At 63.2% G+C, this 18,710-nt stretch carries 20 protein-coding genes; 7 read left to right on the plus strand and 13 right to left on the minus strand.

Annotated elements, in window-relative coordinates:
• Window positions 1–132 precede the first annotated feature (132 nt).
• The gene (glmM, locus tag ACH79_RS02765) at window positions 133–1,479 is read right to left on the minus strand and encodes a phosphoglucosamine mutase (protein ID WP_161849655.1); all 1,347 of its coding nucleotides are present in this window, start codon (window positions 1,477–1,479) and stop codon (window positions 133–135) included.
• 219 nt (window positions 1,480–1,698) lie between these two features.
• Window positions 1,699–1,878: a hypothetical protein gene (locus tag ACH79_RS02770; protein ID WP_161849656.1), complete on the minus strand. Its 180-nt coding sequence runs from the start codon at window positions 1,876–1,878 to the stop codon at window positions 1,699–1,701.
• A gap of 108 nt (window positions 1,879–1,986) precedes the next feature.
• Here ACH79_RS02770 and ACH79_RS02775 point away from each other — a divergent pair, with 108 nt between their 5' ends.
• Entirely contained in the window at window positions 1,987–3,123 is a 1,137-nt protein-coding gene (locus ACH79_RS02775) for an alpha-hydroxy acid oxidase (RefSeq protein WP_161849657.1), read from the plus strand.
• A gap of 253 nt (window positions 3,124–3,376) precedes the next feature.
• Here ACH79_RS02775 and ACH79_RS02780 read toward each other — a convergent pair whose 3' ends face one another.
• The 6 genes from ACH79_RS02780 to ACH79_RS02805 all read right to left on the minus strand — a co-directional run bounded on the left by ACH79_RS02780 (window position 3,377) and on the right by ACH79_RS02805 (window position 9,923).
• Window positions 3,377–3,817, minus strand: coding sequence for a nuclear transport factor 2 family protein (locus ACH79_RS02780; RefSeq protein WP_161849658.1), 441 nt, complete (start codon window positions 3,815–3,817; stop codon window positions 3,377–3,379).
• 773 nt (window positions 3,818–4,590) lie between these two features.
• A complete protein-coding gene (locus ACH79_RS02785) occupies window positions 4,591–5,217 on the minus strand; it encodes a hypothetical protein (protein WP_161849659.1) in 627 nt (208 codons plus the stop codon).
• Window positions 5,218–5,294: 77 nt separating this feature from the next.
• Complete coding sequence (locus tag ACH79_RS02790) at window positions 5,295–5,873, minus strand: hypothetical protein (RefSeq protein WP_161856178.1); 579 nt, start codon at window positions 5,871–5,873, stop codon at window positions 5,295–5,297.
• Window positions 5,874–6,007: 134 nt separating this feature from the next.
• Window positions 6,008–6,841 carry a shikimate dehydrogenase gene (locus ACH79_RS02795; protein ID WP_161849660.1) on the minus strand — a complete coding sequence of 278 codons (834 nt, stop codon included), beginning with the start codon at window positions 6,839–6,841 and terminating at the stop codon, window positions 6,008–6,010.
• Between the two features lie 134 nt (window positions 6,842–6,975).
• On the minus strand, window positions 6,976–9,024 hold the full coding sequence (locus tag ACH79_RS02800; protein WP_161849661.1) for an elongation factor G: 2,049 nt from the start codon (window positions 9,022–9,024) through the stop codon (window positions 6,976–6,978).
• Window positions 9,025–9,440: 416 nt separating this feature from the next.
• Window positions 9,441–9,923: a DUF992 domain-containing protein gene (locus tag ACH79_RS02805; RefSeq protein ID WP_161849662.1), complete on the minus strand. Its 483-nt coding sequence runs from the start codon at window positions 9,921–9,923 to the stop codon at window positions 9,441–9,443.
• 279 nt (window positions 9,924–10,202) lie between these two features.
• On the opposite strand from ACH79_RS02805, the gene ACH79_RS02810 reads away from it, so the two are divergent.
• Entirely contained in the window at window positions 10,203–10,574 is a 372-nt protein-coding gene (locus ACH79_RS02810) for a type II toxin-antitoxin system RelE/ParE family toxin (RefSeq protein WP_161849663.1), read from the plus strand.
• The gene (locus tag ACH79_RS02815) at window positions 10,574–10,912 is read left to right on the plus strand and encodes a helix-turn-helix domain-containing protein (RefSeq protein ID WP_161849664.1); all 339 of its coding nucleotides are present in this window, start codon (window positions 10,574–10,576) and stop codon (window positions 10,910–10,912) included. The genes ACH79_RS02810 and ACH79_RS02815 overlap by 1 nt, the downstream gene beginning before the upstream one ends.
• A gap of 73 nt (window positions 10,913–10,985) precedes the next feature.
• Here ACH79_RS02815 and ACH79_RS02820 read toward each other — a convergent pair whose 3' ends face one another.
• Complete coding sequence (locus ACH79_RS02820; RefSeq protein WP_161849665.1) at window positions 10,986–11,501, minus strand: DUF992 domain-containing protein; 516 nt, start codon at window positions 11,499–11,501, stop codon at window positions 10,986–10,988.
• A 233-nt stretch (window positions 11,502–11,734) separates the two neighbouring features.
• A complete protein-coding gene (locus ACH79_RS02825; protein WP_161849666.1) occupies window positions 11,735–12,937 on the minus strand; it encodes a pyridoxal phosphate-dependent aminotransferase in 1,203 nt (400 codons plus the stop codon).
• A gap of 190 nt (window positions 12,938–13,127) precedes the next feature.
• On the opposite strand from ACH79_RS02825, the gene ACH79_RS02830 reads away from it, so the two are divergent.
• The 4 genes from ACH79_RS02830 to ACH79_RS02840 all read left to right on the plus strand — a co-directional run bounded on the left by ACH79_RS02830 (window position 13,128) and on the right by ACH79_RS02840 (window position 16,832).
• Window positions 13,128–14,381 (plus strand): glycosyltransferase family 87 protein, encoded by a 1,254-nt coding sequence (locus tag ACH79_RS02830; RefSeq protein ID WP_161849667.1) that lies wholly within the window; start codon window positions 13,128–13,130, stop codon window positions 14,379–14,381.
• Window positions 14,382–14,582: 201 nt separating this feature from the next.
• Complete coding sequence (locus tag ACH79_RS02835; RefSeq protein WP_161856179.1) at window positions 14,583–15,236, plus strand: glutathione S-transferase family protein; 654 nt, start codon at window positions 14,583–14,585, stop codon at window positions 15,234–15,236.
• A 183-nt stretch (window positions 15,237–15,419) separates the two neighbouring features.
• Entirely contained in the window at window positions 15,420–15,596 is a 177-nt protein-coding gene (locus ACH79_RS42840) for a hypothetical protein (RefSeq protein ID WP_202639168.1), read from the plus strand.
• A gap of 75 nt (window positions 15,597–15,671) precedes the next feature.
• Window positions 15,672–16,832, plus strand: coding sequence for a PQQ-dependent sugar dehydrogenase (locus tag ACH79_RS02840; protein WP_161849668.1), 1,161 nt, complete (start codon window positions 15,672–15,674; stop codon window positions 16,830–16,832).
• A gap of 40 nt (window positions 16,833–16,872) precedes the next feature.
• On the opposite strand, the gene ACH79_RS02845 is transcribed toward ACH79_RS02840, so the two are convergent.
• From ACH79_RS02845 to ACH79_RS02850, 3 genes are all read right to left on the minus strand, one after another.
• Window positions 16,873–17,808 (minus strand): glutamate carboxypeptidase, encoded by a 936-nt coding sequence (locus tag ACH79_RS02845; protein ID WP_246738399.1) that lies wholly within the window; start codon window positions 17,806–17,808, stop codon window positions 16,873–16,875.
• Window positions 17,802–18,158 (minus strand): hypothetical protein, encoded by a 357-nt coding sequence (locus ACH79_RS43660; RefSeq protein WP_246738400.1) that lies wholly within the window; start codon window positions 18,156–18,158, stop codon window positions 17,802–17,804. Before ACH79_RS43660 ends, ACH79_RS02845 begins: the two co-directional genes overlap by 7 nt.
• 119 nt (window positions 18,159–18,277) lie before the next feature.
• Complete coding sequence (locus tag ACH79_RS02850; RefSeq protein ID WP_161849669.1) at window positions 18,278–18,631, minus strand: DMT family protein; 354 nt, start codon at window positions 18,629–18,631, stop codon at window positions 18,278–18,280.
• Between the last annotated feature and the right edge of the window lie 79 nt (window positions 18,632–18,710).

Consider the following 18,710-nt stretch of genomic DNA (forward strand, 5'->3'; position numbering starts at 1 on the left):
GGATTGGCGGGACGGCAATGCTTGTTTTTCTACGGCCGGAATCCCCTCGCGACCAGCAGCAATAGCCGATGGCTGCGATGCGCTGCTGCGCACCGCCGATCAACAGTTACATCTATGCCGGATAAAACGCGCCTATGCGGCTGCGGCGTGGCCGAGCGCGTTGACGATCTGGTCGACAACGTCCTCGACCAGGTCACGATCGTCGCCCTCGCCCATCACGCGAATGACGGGCTCGGTGCCGGAGGAGCGGACCAGCAGGCGGCCGTGGCCGTTGAGGCGGTTCTCGCCGTCCATGATCGCCGATTTCACATCGGCATGGTCGAGCGGCTTGCCGGAGCGATAGCGCACGTTCTTCAAAATCTGCGGCAGCGGATCGAACCGATGGCAGACCTCCGACACCGGACGGCGGAGTTTTTGCACGACGGCCAGCACCTGCAGCGCGGCGACGAAGCCGTCACCAGTCGTGGCGTAGTCGGACAGGATGATATGGCCCGAGGGCTCGCCGCCGAGATTGTAGCCTTGGCTCAGCATCTGCTCGAGCACGTAGCGATCGCCGACCGGCGTGCGCACCATGCCGAGGCCCTGCCCTTCGAGGAAACGCTCGAGCCCGAGATTGGACATCACGGTGGCGACGATGCCGGGCTTGGCGAGCCGGCCGTCTTCCTTCCAGCTTTGCGCGATCACCGCGAGCAACTGGTCGCCATCGACCACATGGCCGCGCTCGTCGACGAGAATGACGCGATCGGCGTCGCCGTCGAGCGCAATGCCGATGTCGGCGCGCATCTCGCGCACCTTCTTGGCCAGCGTCTCCGGCGAGGTCGAGCCGCATTCCTTGTTGATGTTGAAGCCATCGGGTTCGACGCCGATCGCAATGACGTCAGCGCCCAGTTCCCACAGCGCTTCCGGCACCACTTTGTAGGCCGCGCCATGCGCGCAATCGATCACGACGCGGAGACCCTCGAGCGAGAGCTCGCGCGGCAGCGTGCGCTTGGCGAATTCAATGTAGCGGTCATGGACGCCGTCGATGCGGCGGGCGCGCCCGAGGCTGGCGCTCTGCGCCAGGCGGCGGTCGATCGGCTCGTCGAGCAACTGCTCGATCTGCTTCTCGACATCGTCGGAGAGCTTGAAGCCCTGCGGGCCGAACAGCTTGATGCCGTTGTCCTCGAACAGGTTGTGCGAAGCCGAGATCATCACGCCGAGATCGGCGCGCATCGACTTGGTCAGCATCGCAACCGCCGGCGTCGGCATCGGGCCGAGCAGCAGCACGTCCATGCCGACCGAGGTGAAGCCGGCTACCATGGCGTATTCGATCATGTAGCCGGAGAGGCGCGTATCCTTGCCGATGACGACGCGGTGGCGATGCTCGCCGCGCTGAAACACCAGGCCGGCCGCCTGCCCCACCTTGAGCGCGAGCTCCGGCGTGATCAAACCATTGGCGCGGCCCCGAATTCCGTCGGTACCGAAATATTTGCGGCTCATCTAACCCCCCGGCCATTCCAGGGTCTTCGTCAGGCCATCACGGCCACGAATCCCCGAACGCCCACCATCGTAGCGTGCAAGGTGCTTATAATCCCTCGACGACTAAAATGGCTTCAAAAAATGTGATTAATCATTACGGCTGTAAGGGGCCGCGGCCAACCTATAAGCGATTGGTATAACTGGATATTCCTGCGAAAGGCAGATCTGGAACCGGGGGCGCTAGTTCCCCCGCTTGGCGTGGTGATCGCCTTTGGTCGGCGGCGGCTGGGTGACGCTGACGGGGTCTGACGCCGGAAAGGTCGCTTCCAAACCTTCGTGCAGGGCGTCGTCGAGCCGGCGCTTTTCCTCGCGGTCGGCCCAGCGGGGCTCGTCGTGGGCACCTATGCGCGGTCCGGTCATGGGATGTCCCTCCCAGTCGGAATGGCCCTGCGAGATGCGATTTGGCTCGCCATCCAACCATGCTAGATGACGACACGACTACGAAATTCAAGAAGGGCCGGGACGTCCATGAAGCACATCACCTGCATTGAGGATCTGCGCCAGTTGCACAAGCGCCGGGTTCCCAAGGCGTTTTTCGACTACGCCGACCGCGGCTCCTACACCGAGGACACGCTGCGCGCCAATTCCGAGGATCTGCAGCAGATCAAGTTCCGCCAGCGCATCCTGGTCGACGTCTCCAAGCGCGATCTCTCCACCACGATCCTCGGCGAGCCGGCCGCGATGCCGTTGATCCTCGCGCCGGTCGGCCTGCTCGGCATGCAACATGGCGACGGCGAGATCCATGCCTGCCGCGCAGCGCAGGCGGCCGGAATTCCCTTCACCCAGAGCACGATGTCGATCTGCTCGATCGAGGATATCGCCTCCGCCGTCGACAAGCCGTTCTGGTTCCAGCTCTACGTGATGAAAGACCGCGGTTTCATCAAGGCGTTGATCGAGCGCGCCATCGCCGCGAAATGCTCGGCGCTGGTGTTGACCGTCGATTTGCAGGTGATCGGCCAGCGCCATCAGGACATCAAGAACGGCATGACAGTGCCGCCGGAATGGTCGCTGGCGAAGCTGATCGACTTTGCGAGCAAGCCTTCATGGGTCGCGGGCGTCTTGCGCGGCAAGCGCCGTACCTTTGGTAACATCGTCGGCCACGTCAAAGGCACCGAGGATCTCACCAAGCTCTCGGAATGGACGGCGTCGCAATTCGATACCTCGCTGAACTGGAAGGACCTTGATTGGATCCGCTCGATCTGGCCGGGCAAGTTGATCCTAAAAGGCATTCTCGACGTCGAGGATGCCGAACTCGCGTCAAAAACCGGCGCACAGGCGATCGTCGTCTCCAACCACGGCGGCCGGCAACTCGACGGCGCGCCATCGTCAATCGAGGTGCTGCCGGAGATCGTCGATACCGTCGGCTCGAAGATGGAGATCATGTTCGACGGCGGCATCCGCACCGGCATGGACGTGGTGCGCGCGCTCGCGCTCGGCGCCAAATCCTGCATGATCGGCCGCGCCTATGCCTATGGCCTGGGCGCTGCCGGCGAAGCCGGCGTCGCCAAGGCGCTCGACATCCTGGCCAAGGAAATGCTCACGACGATGGGATTGTGCGGCGTCAACACGATCGCGGAGATCGACGACAACGTGCTGGCGGTTTAGACGGGCTCTTCCCGTCGTCCCGGACAAGCGAAGCTGCTTTCTTCCTTCTGGAGAAGGTGCCTTGCCAAAGGCAAGGCGGATGAGGGGTCTCTATCCGCGAAAACAGCCACCTCACCCGTCTCGCCGCCGCTACGCTGCGTAGGGAGTGGCAGCGCGGGGCGAAAATGCCGAATTCAAGGCCGCGCGAACTGTGGAGATGATGCGTCGCGCTCAGTCGTCTTCACACCACCGAGGGCGGGTTGCGGACGTCACCTCAGTTGAAGGTCTGAAGCCTCAGCTTCAGCGCGCCACCCGCTTGGCGCTCGAATACATGCATGGCTAGCCCGCTAAAGGGCGTCGGCTTACCCTCCTTGTCCTTGCCCGTAGCGCTCCACTTGGCCGTGCCGAAGACGACCTTGTCGTCTCCGCCAGCGTCAATGACCTCCAGCTTGTGGCCGGTCACGCCGTTCGCGAAGAGCCCGGCCCAGAATTTTTCGATCTCCGCTGGACCCGACACCACCTGGTGCGAGGGCGGCATCAGCTTGGCAGTCGACACATAGTCGGCAGCGAGCGCCTTAGCGTCCTGCTTGTTGAATGCGGCATCCCAGGCCGCGTACGCCTTTTCGACATCACTCTTGGCGTCGGCCGCGATCGAGACCGCCGGAGCGGCGGTTAGCAGACAAAAAAGCAATGCTGATGTTTGAGCCAATTTCATAGGATGCTCCTCTGTTGGACTGATGCGTTTCGCGCTCCCAAACGTTCAGACGATGGAATCGTTCGGATACTGCGACGCTTCCGGTACGGCCACCGATGCCTCCGGTAATGGACTTCCTCCTGTCGTGCGTCCCTCAGACCGGGGGCATTGCAATGCAAACGCGGACGCGGACGCGCCGAGCATTCAGAAAGGCGGAAGTTTTGAAAGGCCTGCCGATGGCAACCAGCGCTGCCACTTTGAAGAAACGGAGATTTCGGTACGTCGCCGTTTAACGGACAGCAGATGGCAAGCAACGTTTGCCTGCAGCGCTTAATGCTCTCGGCCCAAGGGAAAATCAATATGACGGAAAGCGTACTCAAGGAGGATTACTGAGTTCCATCGATTCTAGCGTGCGATTGCTCAGGACGACATGCTCCCCTTGCCGCGGCAAACAACGTGATGATTGAAGAGACGGATCACGACACCTCGATACAGCAACTCTCATTGCCTCCTCTCGTCGCCCTCGCATTACCAACGCAAATCCGCGCGTGCTTGCGCTGTGCGCCAAGGATCATGAGCCTGTGCGGCGTAAACACCATTGACGATCGCGTGCTCGCGGTTTGAGGCAAGCTCTATCCCTGTCGTCCCGGACAAGCGACGTGCGATCCGGGACCCATAACCACCGATGCTTATAATGTGTGGAGCTGGAGTCCCAGCTTGTCCAACAACAAGCAGTCGTGGTTATGGGTCTCCGCGTTCGCGGGGACGACCCGTTGAGAGAGCTGCGCCTACTCTCACATCGGCGGCGTAATTCCGTCGCGGCCGACATTGACGCGCGCGGCTTCCAGCGTGCCGTCGTCCTTCTTCACCGCGCCGAAGATGATGATCTTGGCGCCCGGCTTCAGCTCGGACCTGTCGCCGGCGACGAAGGTGACGACAGGCGTACCCTCCGGCACCACGACTTTCTTTTCGCCGTCCTTGTATTTGACCAGGATGTTCTGGCCATCGGTGCCCTTCACGGTCTGGGCTACGGTGGCATTGGTCATGGTCGAGTTCGGCCGCGCGTCCCAGGGCCGGAAACCTTCGGCCGCGCCGCGCTGGTTTTCGGGGAAGATATGCACCGCGACCGCCTTCTGGGTGCCGTCCGGCTCCGGCATGCCGGTGACGCCGATATAGGAGCCTTCCTTGATCTCGGACAGCTCGGTCTTGGCCACGCCGAACACGGCGACATTGTCGGTAACACGCACTTTCATGTCGGTGCCGTCGCGCGACTTGATCGACAGCATCGGCCCCTCCACGGCCTCGATGGTGCCGCGAATCCGAACTGTCGGCGGCTGTTGCGCCCAAGCCTCCGTCGCAAGCAGAGCGACAAAGCCCAGCGAGGCCGCGAGCACGCGCGGGCCTGAAGAAGATTTCAGCATGGTATTCCTCCCGAGATGTATTTGGCGCCCAACTCAACGCAAACACCGCGCGGGATTAGCTATTCCACGAGGCGACTTCACATCGGCGGGGTCAGGCCGTCGCGGCCGACGCTGACGCGGCTGGTCTCGAATGAGCCGTCGGGCAGCTTCTTCATGAAGGCAATCACCTTGGCACCTGGCTTGAGGTCGGACTTGTCGGCGGGAACGTAGGTCACAACCGGCGTCTCCGGCGATACGACCACCTTCTTCTCGCCGCCCCGGTATTTGATCGTCAGGGTGTGACCGTCATTGCCGACCACCGAATCCGCCACCGTGGCGTTGGTCATCGTAGAGTTGGGGCGGAGATCATAGGGTCGCGAGCCCTCGCCGGTGCCGCGCATGCTTTCCGGAAACACATGCACCTCCACCGCGTTCTGGCTGCCGTCGGGGCCCGGCACCGTGGTGGTGCCGATGAAGGAGCCGACCTTGATGTCGGACAGCGCAATCTTGCTGATCCCGACGACGTTGAGGTCGCGGGTCATGTTCAGCCTGACATCCTCGCCGCCGCGCGACTTGACCGCGAGCACGTCGCCATCGACTGCCTCGATGGTGCCGCGAACGCGCGTCGGCGTCGGCGGCTGCTGGGCGATCGCGAAAAGCGTGGAGCCTGCCACCATCGCGATGGCGACAAGCGGGCGAACGAGCTGATAGCGAGGGATGGACATGCGGGGGTCTCCGGTGGCGGCACTGACGTAGCCATTGACCCCGGCTATTCAAAAAAATTCCGGCTCAATAGTTCGCGATCAGCCGATCATGTATTCGTGAGGTCGGCCTCGACCAGCGCGCGCAGTTCCGCCGTCACCTCGGGGCGTTGTCCGAACCACAGTTCGAAGCCGCGCACCGCCTGATGCAGGAGCATGCCGAGCCCATCGGCCGTCTTCAACCCGCGCGCGCGTGCGGCCGCAAGCAGGGGCGTGTCGAGCGGGACATAAACGAGATCGGCGACGACGGCGTGTGACGGCAACTGCCCGACATCGAGTTCGAGCGGCGGCTGCCCCTTCATGCCGAGCGAGGTCGTGTTCACCAGAAGGCCGGCACGCGGCAGGATATCGCCGAGCGCATCCCACGCCACGGGCAAGACGCTCGCGCCGAACTGGTCCGCCAGCGAGCTCGCGCGCGCCATGGTACGGTTGACAAGATGAACGCGCTTGATGCCGCGCTCGCGCAAGCCGAACACCACCGCGCGCGACGAGCCGCCGGCTCCGAGCACCAGCGCATCCTCAGTTCTGTCCCAGCCGGGCGCGCTGGCGTCGAGATTGTTGATGAAGCCTTCGACGTCGGTGTTGGTCGAGCACAATTCGCCGTCCGCGAACCACAGCGTGTTGGCCGCGCCGACGGCGCGGGCACGCTCGTCCGGCTTCGACAGGACAAGCGCTAGCTCCTTGTGCGGAATGGTGACGTTGGCGCCGACGAAGCCGCGCAGCGACAGGCGGAAGATGAAATCCTTGAACTCGTCCGGCGGCACCGCCTCGATGACATAGCCGCCCTCGATGCCGAGTGTCCGCAGCCAGTAGTGATGGATCAACGGCGAACGCGAATGCGCGGCCGGCCATCCGATCAGGCAGGCGGCAGGGGGCTTAGACACGAAAAACAACCTCCTCAAAGACGTCGATGGCCGGGATAAACCCGGCCACGACGATCAATTTATCTTCCCTGGAGGCGTGTCAAGCCGAACGCGGGTCACCGCGGCCGGTTTGGCCGCGGCGATCCTGCCGGGAGCTACGCCGCGACGCGATGCGCGGCGATGATCTGGTCGGCGGCGCGGCCGGTGACCTCGGCCATGCGGTCGAACTGGCGGGTGAAGCCGCCGGCGCCGGCGGTGGCGGATCGCAGCTCCACGATCAGATCGCCGATCTCCGCCTCCGGCATGGTGGCGCGGACGCAATCCCAGCCCGCCCAGCCCTCGCGGGTGTCGAAGCCGAGGATCTGGCCGCGCCGCGCCGACAGGATGGCGTTGATCTTCGCCGTCGCTTCCGTCGGGCAGACGATCTCCACCATGTGGATCGGCTCCAGCAGCACCGGCTGGCACTGCGGCAGCGCCTCGCTCATGCCGATCCGCGCCGCCGTGCGGAAGGCGAGATCGGAGGAGTCGACGCTGTGATAGGAGCCGTCAGTCAGCGTCACATCGACGTCGATGACGGGGAAGCCGAGCGGGCCCTTGGCAAGGCCGTCGATCACGCCCTCTTCCACCGCGCCGATATAGTTGCGCGGCACCGCGCCGCCGACGACCCTTTCGTGGAACTCGAAGCCCGAGCCGCGCGGCATCGGCTTGATTTCCAGCACCACGTCGCCGAACTGGCCGTGACCGCCGGACTGCTTCTTGTGGCGACCGCGCTGGGTGATCGATTTGCGGATGGTCTCCTGATAGCCGATCGCGGGCGGCTGCGACTTGACGTTGACGCCGAAGCGATCCCGCAGGCGTTCCAGCGCGACGCGCAGATGCATCTCGCCCTGCCCCCACAGTACGATGTCGTGGGTGCGCGGATTCTGGATCATCGTCAGCGACTGATCTTCCTCGTTCAGCCGCAGCAGCGCCTGCCCGAGCTTGACGTCGTCCTTGCGGTCGGTCGCCGCAAGCGACATCGCCAGCACCGGTGGCGTCGGCGCGACCTGCACCAACGCGGCCGGCGCGGTCTTGCCGCCAGACAGCGTGTCGCCGGTCTTGACCGCGTCGAGCTTGCCGAGCGCAACCGTCTCGCCGGCTTCCGCCGCAGGGCGCTTGGTGTCGTGCGCGCCGTTGACGGCAAGGATGCCGGAAACCCGCCCGGCTTCGCCGGAGGAGGATTGCAGCGTCGCGCCGTCTTCGAGGCGGCCGGCAAGCAGCCGCGTCAGCGACAGCTTGCCCCCGTGCTGCAGATGCACCGTCTTGAACACAAAGCCCAGCGCTTCCTTTTGCGCGGATGCGCCGAGGCGTTTTGCCGTCTCGGCGACGCCGGGCGATTCATGCCGCAGCGCCTTCATCAGCCGCAGCACGCCGTTTTCGCGCGCGGCAGCGCCCAGCAGCACCGGGCAGATCAGGCCTTCGCGCAGCTCGCGGGCGAGATCGTCGAACACGGCGTCGCGCGGCGGCTGGATGTCCTCCAGCAACTGCTCCATCAGCGCGTCGTCATGGTCGGCGAGCTTCTCCAGCATCGAGAAGCGCGCTTCCTTCTCGCGGTCGAGATCGCCGCCTTCCAGCGCAATGACTTCGGAGGGCTTGTGCTCGCGATAGACGAAGGCGCGCTCCAGCGCGAGATCAACGAACCCTTCGATCAAGTCGCCCTTCCAGATCGGAATCTGCCGCAGCACCAGCGGCACGCGCGAGGCCGGCTGCAGCGTCGCCAGCGTTTCGCGGATGCGCTTGTTGGCGCGATCGATCTTGTTCAAAAACAGAAAACGGGGAATGCCGAGATCTTCCAGCTCGCGCAGGATGATCTGCAGTTGCGGCAGCTTCTTCTCGTCCGCCTCGCAGACCACGACCGCGGCATCGACCGCGGGCAACGCGGCGCGCATGTCCTGCGCGAATTCGATCGAGCCGGGACAATCGATAAACGTGTAACTGTCGCCCATGAAGGTGGTGGTGGCGGCGCTTAAGCCCACCCCCATCTTGTGATGGCGCGCTTCGGGACTGGCATCACCTACGGAAGTTCCGGCATCGACGCTGCCGGCATTCTTGATGGCGCCCGTTCGGGCAAGGATCGCTTCGAGGAGTGTGGTTTTACCGCTTTGGAAAGGGCCCACCAGCGCGATGCACCGTGGACCTCGGGGACTTCTGACGTCTTGTCCCATTGCCGCCTCCCTGTTTGGAGCTCGGCCCGTGATTGGGTCGGCGACCTCTGATGCTCCGCCTGTCGCGACGATTTGGCAAGCGGGAAAAATTCGCTGCGGTGCGATGTGAGGTGCGGACCAGATCCCAGCCGCGTCATTGCGAAAAAGCGGTTTAGGGTTCGGAGTCTTTCGGCCGTATTCCAGATAGCAATTGGATGTGGATGTCCTGTGCAACGATCTCTCGCGCCCAGTCCGCCTTTTCTTCCGAGATCAGCTTCGCAACCAGGAGTTCGTCGACCGCTGATGCGGCAGTATGCTTACTCCACTCCAAATCTGGGAGATAACGCACATAAGTCATTGGTACCTCAGGCGATAGCAGAAGGAACTAGGATGTCATGCTTCAGCGAGCCTGAGCATAGATTGCTTCGCGGGGAAAACTAACGCCCCGGCCGCAGTTCCAAACTTTCCAATCCGGCAGCAATGCTGACACCGACCTGGCCCTGCACGCTGAGCGGCTGCAGCGCGATCGAATTGGCGGAGCCGCCGACCAGCACGTTGCCGCCGACACCGACGCCGAGCGTCGCGCTGCCCTGCGCGCCGACATAATCGCCGGACAGGCCGCCCGGCCCGAGCCGCGCCACCGGTGCAAACACGCCCCAGGCCAGCGCCGATTCCTGGGTGATGCCGAGATCGAGCCCGACTTTGCGGATGGTGGCGATGTAGCGGTCCTCCGGCATCCCTTCAGCGCGCAGCACGCAGCCGAGATTGGTGACGGAACCCACGATGAAACCGACGCTGGCGCCGCCGCGGCACTCCAGCACGCCGACCTGCACGCGCTGCACCTGCTGCGCATTGGCGCCGCTGATCGACGAAGCCAGCGTGGCGAAAGCAGCTGCGGCAAGGAAGAGGGAACGGCGCATGAAGTAATCTCCGGCTGAAAAAAGTGATGCGAGCAGAGAATTAAAACAAGGCCGTGCCCGCAACGCTCGCATTTCTATGCCATAACGTCGCAGGCCGTGCCAGATTGGCAGGAGGGTGCTTAACCATCAGAGACAAACATCATCCCGATGCGAGCGAAGTGAGATTTGGTCTGCGCATTTGCCTATCTGGAATTGACCCATCGAACTTCGCTGATCGGTCGCCAGCCCTAGCTTCAAAACACCCTTGACAGATGAATATAGGTATATATCTATAGATCTGTGAAAGATCTGCTCCGCGCTATTAAGCCTGCGATTTTTGTGGGCTCCAGCCGAAAGGACCTGCAAGGATTTCCAGCGGCCATCCGCAGCGGGATCGGGCAAGCTCTTTTCGAAGCGCAGATCGGGGAGCATCCACACAACGCCAAGCCTCTGAAGGGTTTGAGCGGAGTGTTGGAGATTCGCGACAATTTTGATGGCGATACCTATCGCGCCGTCTACACGGTGCGTCTTGAGGGTGTCCTGTACGTCCTGCACGCCTTCCAAAAAAAATCCACCAGTGGGATAGCCACCCCTCAGCGACACATGGATCTGATACGCCAGCGCCTGCGCGACGCCGAAGCCATTCACAAAGCAGCCAGGGGAGTTCGATGATGAGCGCCAAAAAACTGCCCGCCCATGAAGTTGGAAGCGGCAATATCTTCGCTGATCTTGGTTTACCTAATGCAGAGGAGCACCAACTCAAGGCTGCACTGGTGGTGCAGTTGAAGCGACTGATCGCCGAACGTGGTCTCACCCAGGTCGCGGCGGCCAAGCTGGTAGGGATGAAACAGCCCGACCTCTCGAAGCTGCTGCGCGGCCAGTTCCGGCTGGTGTCCGTGGAAAAGCTGATGCGGATGCTCACCGCCTTCGATCAGGATGTGGAGATTACCTTGAAGCCGCATCGCAAACGCGGCACGGCCGGCCGGATCACCTTCATTCGGGCCGCGTAGCCCAAACGAAGCTGAACGTAACAATCAACAAAAAAGGCCCGCTTGCGCGGGCCTTTTCCTTAACGTGTCATCCTCAACCGCGTCGGTGATGCCGGCGAGCGTGCCGGCGCGGGCCGTTGCCGTAGAACGGCTGCAGTTCGAGGCCGGCGATGCCGGCGGTGACGTTGAGTCCGGTCTGTCCCTGCAGGCTGATCGGCTGCAGCGCGTAAGCGTTGGCGGGACCGCCGACCAGGAAGTTGCCGCCCCCGCCGATGCCGATCGATGCGTTGGCGCCGACGCCGCCATAGGAGCCAGCGAGTTCGCCGCGGCCGAGCCGGCTGGTCGGCGCATTGACGGCCCACTGCAACTGCGTCTGCTCGGTCACGCCGAGATCGAGACCGATGCGCTGCACCTTGGCGATATAGGGTTCAGGCCGGCGGCCTTCGCTGCGGAACACGCATTCGAGGCTGGTCACCGAGCCGACGACAAAGCCGACATTCTGGCCGCCCTGGCATTGCAGGATGCCGGCGCGAACCGGCGGCGCCGCGTTGGCGCTTGCGATCGGCGCGATCAGTGCCGCCGTGGCGAGTGTCAGTGTCAGAAGTCGCATGTGTCCCAGTCTCCGCATCATGATGATGAACAAATTTAGCGGAGCGGACAGGATGGAAGCGCCGTGTCGAAAACATGGCGCTTCCTCAAGAAGCCGTCAAAAGCCGTCAAAACATTGCGCTTCAGTTTACACGCGATGTGATTTGACGGCCGTCTTTTTGACGCGATTGCTTTTTGCGAACCGGACCCATCCCGCATCATGTGCGGAATGGGCCGGTGCGTGCGAAACGCCTGTTATCGCAAATTGCCGCAGAAGCGCTGGATGCGCTTGCAGGCGTCTTCGAGGTCGGAGGTTTTGGTCGCATAGGAGATGCGGAACGCCGGGCCGAGGCCGAACGCGGACCCCTGCACGACGGCGACGCCTTCGTTCTCCAACAGCTCCGTGACGAAGTCCTCATCGTTGGCGATCACCTTGCCCGACGGCGTGGTCTTGCCGATGGTGCCGGCGCAGGACGGATAGACGTAGAACGCGCCTTCCGGCCGCGGACACTCGATGCCGTTGGCCTGGTTGAGCATCGACACCACGAGATCGCGGCGCTCCTTGAACACCTTGTTGTGCACCGGGATGAAGTCCTGCGGACCGTTCAGCGCCTCCACCGACGCCCACTGCGCGATCGACGACGGGTTCGAGGTCGACTGCGACTGGATCGTCGCCATCGCCTTGATCAAGTCGGCCGGGCCGCCGGCGTAACCGATGCGCCAGCCGGTCATGCAATAGGCCTTCGAGACGCCATTCACGGTCAGCGTGCGCTCATACAGTTTCGGCTCGACCTGCGCAGGCGTGGCGAACTGGAAGTCGTCATAGACCAGGTGCTCATACATGTCGTCGGTCATCACCCAGACATGCGGATGCTTCACCAGCACGTCGGTGATCGCCTTCAGTTCGGTACGCGTGTAGGCGGCGCCGGTCGGGTTCGACGGAGAACAGAGAATGATCCACTTGGTTTTCGCCGTGATCGCCTTTTCCAGATCCTCCGGGCGCAGCTTGAAGCCGCTGGAGGCCGGGCACACCACCGGCACCGACTCGCCGCCGGCGAGCGCCACCATCTCGGGATAACTGACCCAGTACGGCGCCGGGATGATGACCTCGTCGCCGGGGTTCAACGTCGCCATCAGCGCGTTGTAGAGCACCTGCTTGCCGCCGGTGCCGACGATGATCTGGTTCGGCTTGTAGGTCAGGCCGTTCTCGCGCTGGAACTTGGCGATGATGGCTTCCTTCAGCTCGGGAATGCCACCGACATCGGTGTACTTGGTCTTGCCGGCCTCGATGGCGCGGATCGCCGCCAGCTTGATGTTGGCGGGCGTATCGAAATCCGGCTCACCGGCGCCGAGACCGATGACGTTGCGACCCGCCGCTTTCAGCGCGCGCGCTTTGTCCGTGACCGCGATCGTCGCGGACGGCTTCACACGGGCGAGCGAGGCGGACAGGAAGGGCATCATGATCTCCTGGCAAACGTCGTGACCACTGAAATTCACGACTCTTTTTGATGGGAACGCCGCACCCTACGGCGCTCCGCGCTGCATCGCAAGAAGCTTGGCCGGAAACGGCCGAACTTTAGGGAACGTTAAAGCGGGCTCGGTACGGTCGGAGCAATACGGCGCAATATTCGTAAAGTTCCGCGGTAAAATGGCTCATATCTGGCAAGCGCTGCGGTCCGGCGAATGGCTGACGGCTTCGCGCGTGCGCGCCTATTGTCTGATCTTGCTCGCCTTCGCCGGCCTGGCCGTCGTCGGCTGGATCGCGTTGTCGCATGACCTGGTCGACCGTAACGGCAAGCCGATCGGGACCGACTTCTCAAGCTTCTACGCGGCCGGCACGCTGGCGCTGGAGGGACGAGCGGCGGACGCCTACAACATGGCCCTGCATCATGCCCGCGAGCAGCAATTGTTCGGGCCCGATACGCCGTTCTATAGCTGGCTCTACCCACCGAGCTTTTTTCTCGTGGCGGCGCCGCTGGCGCTTTTGCCGTACGCGCTGGCACTGGCCGCATGGCAGGGTCTTACGTTCGCGTTCTATCTCGTGGTAATCGGCGCGATCCTGCGGCCGGCGCGGCAGCAGCACGGCGCGATCGACCGGCTGTGGCTGCCGGTGGCCGTCGCCTTCCCCGCCGTCTTCATCAATCTCGGCCATGGGCAGAACGGCTTTTTGAGCGCCGCCTTGCTGGGTGCGGCGCTGGTCGCGCTGCCGCAACGGCCGCTTGTCGCAGGCGTATTGTTTGGCCTTCTGTCGTACAAGCCGCAATTCGCGCTCGTAATTCCCATCGCGCTGGTCGCCGGCGGACAATGGCGCACGTTTTTTTCCGCAGGCGTCACCGTGATCGTCCTCGCCGGCGCATCCGCAGCCTTGTTCGGGGTGGATGCCTGGACGGCGTTCTTCGCTTCCACCGAGATCTCGCGCAAGGTGCTGCTGGAAGAAGGCAATGTCGGCTTCGAGAAACTGCAGAGCACGTTTGCCGCGATCAGGCTGTGGGGCGGCGGCGTGACGCCCGCCTATATGGCGCAAACAGCGGTGTCCGTGCTCACGATCACCGCCACCGCGTGGATCTGGTATACTAGCCGCGATCACGCCATCAAGGCGGCGCTTCTGATTGCCGCCACCGCACTCGCCTCCCCGCACGTCCTCGACTATGACCTGATGCTGCTCGCGCCGGCGCTCGCCTTCTTCGTCGCGGCGAGAGCCGATGCGCGCTTCGGCGACTATGAGATCAGCCTGCTCGCGTTTGTCTGGATCGCGCCGCTGCTGTCGCGCAGCATCGCCGGCGTCAGCTACATACCCCTGGGCCTGTTCGCGGAGCTGGCTTTCTGTGCACTGGTATTGCGGCGCGCGGCCCTCGATCGCGCCAGCCATGAGCTTGGCGCGCCCCGCGTCGCGCAAGCGTGATCTTTGTTGTTCCGCCGTGTTGGTGAAACATTCTGCGCGCGTGCAGTGCGGTAGAGGTTTTCGACTTTTTCCATTCCCCGGGACTTGCGACACCGTGATATCGGCATCATTGTTTGGCCGCGTTGCGCGTGCGAACCGCTGATGGCGCGGGCGCGCAACTGTTGCGTGCGTGCTTTCTCGATCGGGGTGAAATCCAGGACGATGTACAAGCTCTATTCGATGCAGCGATCCGGCAACAGCTACAAGGTCCGCCTTGCACTGGCGCTGCTTAATGCGCCGTATGAGGCCATCGAAGTCGACATTCTCCGCGGCGAAAGCCGCACGCCGGATTTTCTGGAGAAGAATCCGAGCGGACAGGTGCCGCTGCTGGAAGTCGCCGAGGGCCGCTATCTCGCCGAGTCCAACGCCATCCTCTGGTATGTCTGCGGCGGCACCTCGCTGGCGCCGGAGTCGCGGGTCGAGCGCGCCGAAGCGCTGCAATGGATGTTCTTCGAGCAGCACGCGCTGGAGCCCAATATCGGCGCCGCCTATTTCTGGCTGTCGTTGGTCAAGGGCGGCCGCGACCTGCAGACGCATGCGCTGGAGGACTGGATGGAGCGCGGCTATGCAGCGCTCCAGGTGATGGAAAACCACCTCAAGACCCGCGCCTATTTCGCCGCAGGGCAGCTCACGGTCGCCGATATCGCGCTGTACGGCTACACCCATGTCGCCGACCGCTGCGACTACGACCTCGCCACCTTCCCCGCCATCCGCGCCTGGCTGCGGCGGGTCGAACAGACCCCGGGCTTCGTCACTATGGACTGGCGGCCACAGACCGAGGTCGACGACCAGGCCGGCATCGTCGCCGGCGCATAGCCTGCGAGCTTCCTCACTTTCGCGCGAGCAGGCGGCCAAAAAGTTAACAATAGCGGGTATAAGTTAACCTTTGCCGCTATTCCGCCATTTTCAGCGACCGACCGCCGCATTGTTGCCGGTGATCATTGCAAAGTTTTCCTGACGTCGCGGGTGATTCGCCCCGCACTACAAGGATTTTGACCAATGATTCGGTCGCCCGGCTCGGTCGGCTTCGAAAGCCGCCGTACGCCCGTTGCTTCTTCCCGATTGACGAACGCGATCGCCACCTCGCTCGCGATCGGCACGCTGTCGCTGTGCTTCGTGGTGGCGCTGACCATCCTGTCGATCAAGGCCTCGATGGCGCTGCCGTTTGCCGGATAGCTGTTAAGCTTTTTTTGTTTGCATCATTTGCATCATTAGCGAACCCGCGATGATCGGCATCGCGATTGGATGCGCATGAAGACACCTGTCGGCCTTGTCACCGTCGCGCTGACGGTAGCGATCCTGCTTGCGGTCTCGTTCCTGATCGCCACCGGCACGCGCGGCCAGGAGCAAGCGTTCGGTTCCTCGGCCGGCGAACTCGAGGTGCGGACCGTCGCCAGGGGCCTCGTCAATCCCTGGGCGCTGGCGTTCCTGCCGGATGGGAAGATGCTGGTGACCGAGCGCCCCGGCCGCATGCGCCTCGTCAGCGCCGAAGGACAAATCTCGCCACCGCTCAAGGGTGTGCCCGAGGTATGGGCCTCCGGTCAGGGCGGCCTGCACGATGTCGTCACCGACAAATCCTTTGCGCAGAACAAGACCATCTATTTCTGTTACGCCGAACGGACCGAGGGCGGCGGACGCACCACGGCCGCCCGCGCGAAACTGAACGACGCCAACGGCCGCCTCGACGAGGTCAAGATCATCTTCCGCCAGCAGGGGCCGCTGTCGTCAGGCAATCACTATGGCTGCCGCATCGCGCAGGCCGATGACGGCAATCTGTTCGTGGCGCTCGGCGATCACTTCACCTATCGCGACCAGGCGCAAAGCCTCGGCAATCACCTCGGCAAGATCGTCCGGATCGCGCCCGATGGTTCGGTGCCATCGGGCAATCCGTTTGCCGGCCGCGCCGATGCCAAGCCGGAAATCTGGAGTTACGGGCACCGCAACGTGCAGGCGCTTGCGATCAATCCGGCGACCGGCGAGCCCTGGGAAATCGAGCACGGCCCGCGCGGCGGCGACGAAGTCAATGTCGCCGGCAAAGGCAAGAATTACGGCTGGCCGGTGATCGGCCACGGCATCGATTATTCCGGCGCGAAGATTCACAACGCAACGAGCAAGGACGGCATGGAGCAGCCGCTCAAATACTGGGTGCCGTCGATCGCGCCGTCAGGCATGGCCTTCTACACCGGAAACCTGTTTCCGAAATGGAACGGCAGCCTGTTCCTGGGCGCGCTGCGCGGCGCCATGCTGGTGCGGTTGACGTTGAACGGCAATGCCGTGACGTCGGAAGAACGCCTTTTGCAGAACCTGCACGAGCGTATCCGCGATGTCCGCCAGGGGCCGGACGGCGCGCTGTGGCTTTTGACCGACAGTTCGGCAGGTCGAATATTGCGGGTGACGCCGGCCGCCAAATGATTGTGCGTACTGCCGACATTGATAGCGCAAGGCGCTGGCCTCACTTCAGCTTGCCGCTCGACAGATCCATGATCATGCGCGTGGTCAGGTACAGGCGCGGCACGATGGTGTCGACCTTCACATACTCGGCATCGTTGGAGTGCGCGCCGTAGCTCGACAGGCCCATGCCTTCGACCACCGCCCCCTTCGCCTTGAGGCCGGCAAACGCCGCATCGGTGCCGCCGCCCGTAGCCTTCTCGGCCACGTTGAGCGACATGCCCAGTTCCCGATAGATCGTCTTGCCGTGATCGGTGACGCGGCGCGAGGCGTCGGTGGCCTCAAGCGGCGGCCGGCGCACCTCGAATTTCAGCTCCACCTTGGAGTCGGGCAGCAGCTTCGTCTTGATCTTGTCGCGCAGCGCCTTCTCGAGCCCGTCGAAATCCGCCACCTTGAGCGCGCGCGCATCGGCCTGTGCCGCGGCTTCGGCCGGAATCACATTGCGGTTGGTACCGGCCTTGGCAACGGTCCAGTTCAGCTTCAGGCCCTGCTCGCGCTTGGACAAATCCTTCAGCTGCAAGAGCTGGTGCGAAAGCTCGTACAACGCATTCACGCCGTCTTCAGGCCGGGCGCCCGCATGCGATGCCTTGCCCTGCACCGTGAGATAGGCTGAGCCGATGCCGCTGGTGGCGAGGCGCAGCGCGCCGTCGGTGCCGCCGCCCTCAAACGAGAACACGGCATCCTGCTCGGCGGCGAGGCGCGTGATGGTGCTGCGCCAGCCGGGCGAGCTGATCTCCTCGTCGCCATTGATCAGCACCGAGAGCTCGCCGTACTCCCTGAAGTTCAGCTTCTGCAGCATGGCCACCGCGTGGATGATGATGGCGATGCCCTGCTTGTCGTCGGCAATGCCGAGGCCATAGGCCTTGTCGCCGTCGATGCGGAACGGCTGATCCTTCAGCATGCCCTTGAGGTATACCGTATCCATGTGCGCGATCAGCATGACCTTCGCGCGGCCCGTGCCCTTGAAGACGGCGTCACGGCCGGGCCCACCTTCTCGGGTGTGTCGTCGAGGCGGTAGATGTCGCTGGGCTGCAGGATTTCCACGGCGCCGCCGAGCTGCTTGAGCTGGCCGGCAATGCGCTCGGCGATGCGGTTCAAGCCCTCGATGTCCCCGCTGCCGGATTCGATCTGCACGAGGTCGCGCAGCGTATCGAGCAGGGGCTGCTGCTCCTTTTGCGCCAGCGCATGGACATCGGCCACCGGCGCGGCGTGCGCCACGGCGGCAAATGCCAGCGCGAGTGATGCGATCAATGGACGAACAAAGGACAAGGCAGCGTGCGGTCGGGGCATGGCGCGGCGGTCCGTGAGGCTGGAAGAAGGAAGGTGATAATGTAGCACTGAAGCATCGTGGCGGGCAGGCTACAACCCCGGTTCGACAGCCTTGTTCCGAATATTCAACAAAAGAGCCCTCAGGACCATTTGTGAAAAATCAGAAACGCACCAGCGGCGATGAAGAGAAAGCCGAGCGCGTGATTCCACCCCAGCGGCTCCTTTAGGTAGAGCACCGAGAAGGCGGCGAACACCACCAGTGTGATCACCTCCTGGATGGTCTTGAGCTGGGCTGCCGAATACACCGCGCTGCCCCAGCGGTTGGCCGGCACCGCCAGCCAGTATTCGACGAAGGCGATCCCCCAGCTCGCCAGCACGACCGTCGGCAGCGCGCTTCCCTTGAACTTCAGATGGCCATACCAGGCGAAGGTCATGAAGACATTGGAGGCGAACAGCATCAGGACCGGCAGCAGCGTGGGCGAAACAGTAGGCATTGATTTCCCTTCTTGAAAAATGTCGCGCGCTAATCGTCGGGTGTGGTACCCGTTCCCTGGATCGATATCATTTGATTTC

Source organism: Bradyrhizobium sp. CCBAU 051011, from assembly GCF_009930815.1.
Lineage (GTDB): Bacteria > Pseudomonadota > Alphaproteobacteria > Rhizobiales > Xanthobacteraceae > Bradyrhizobium.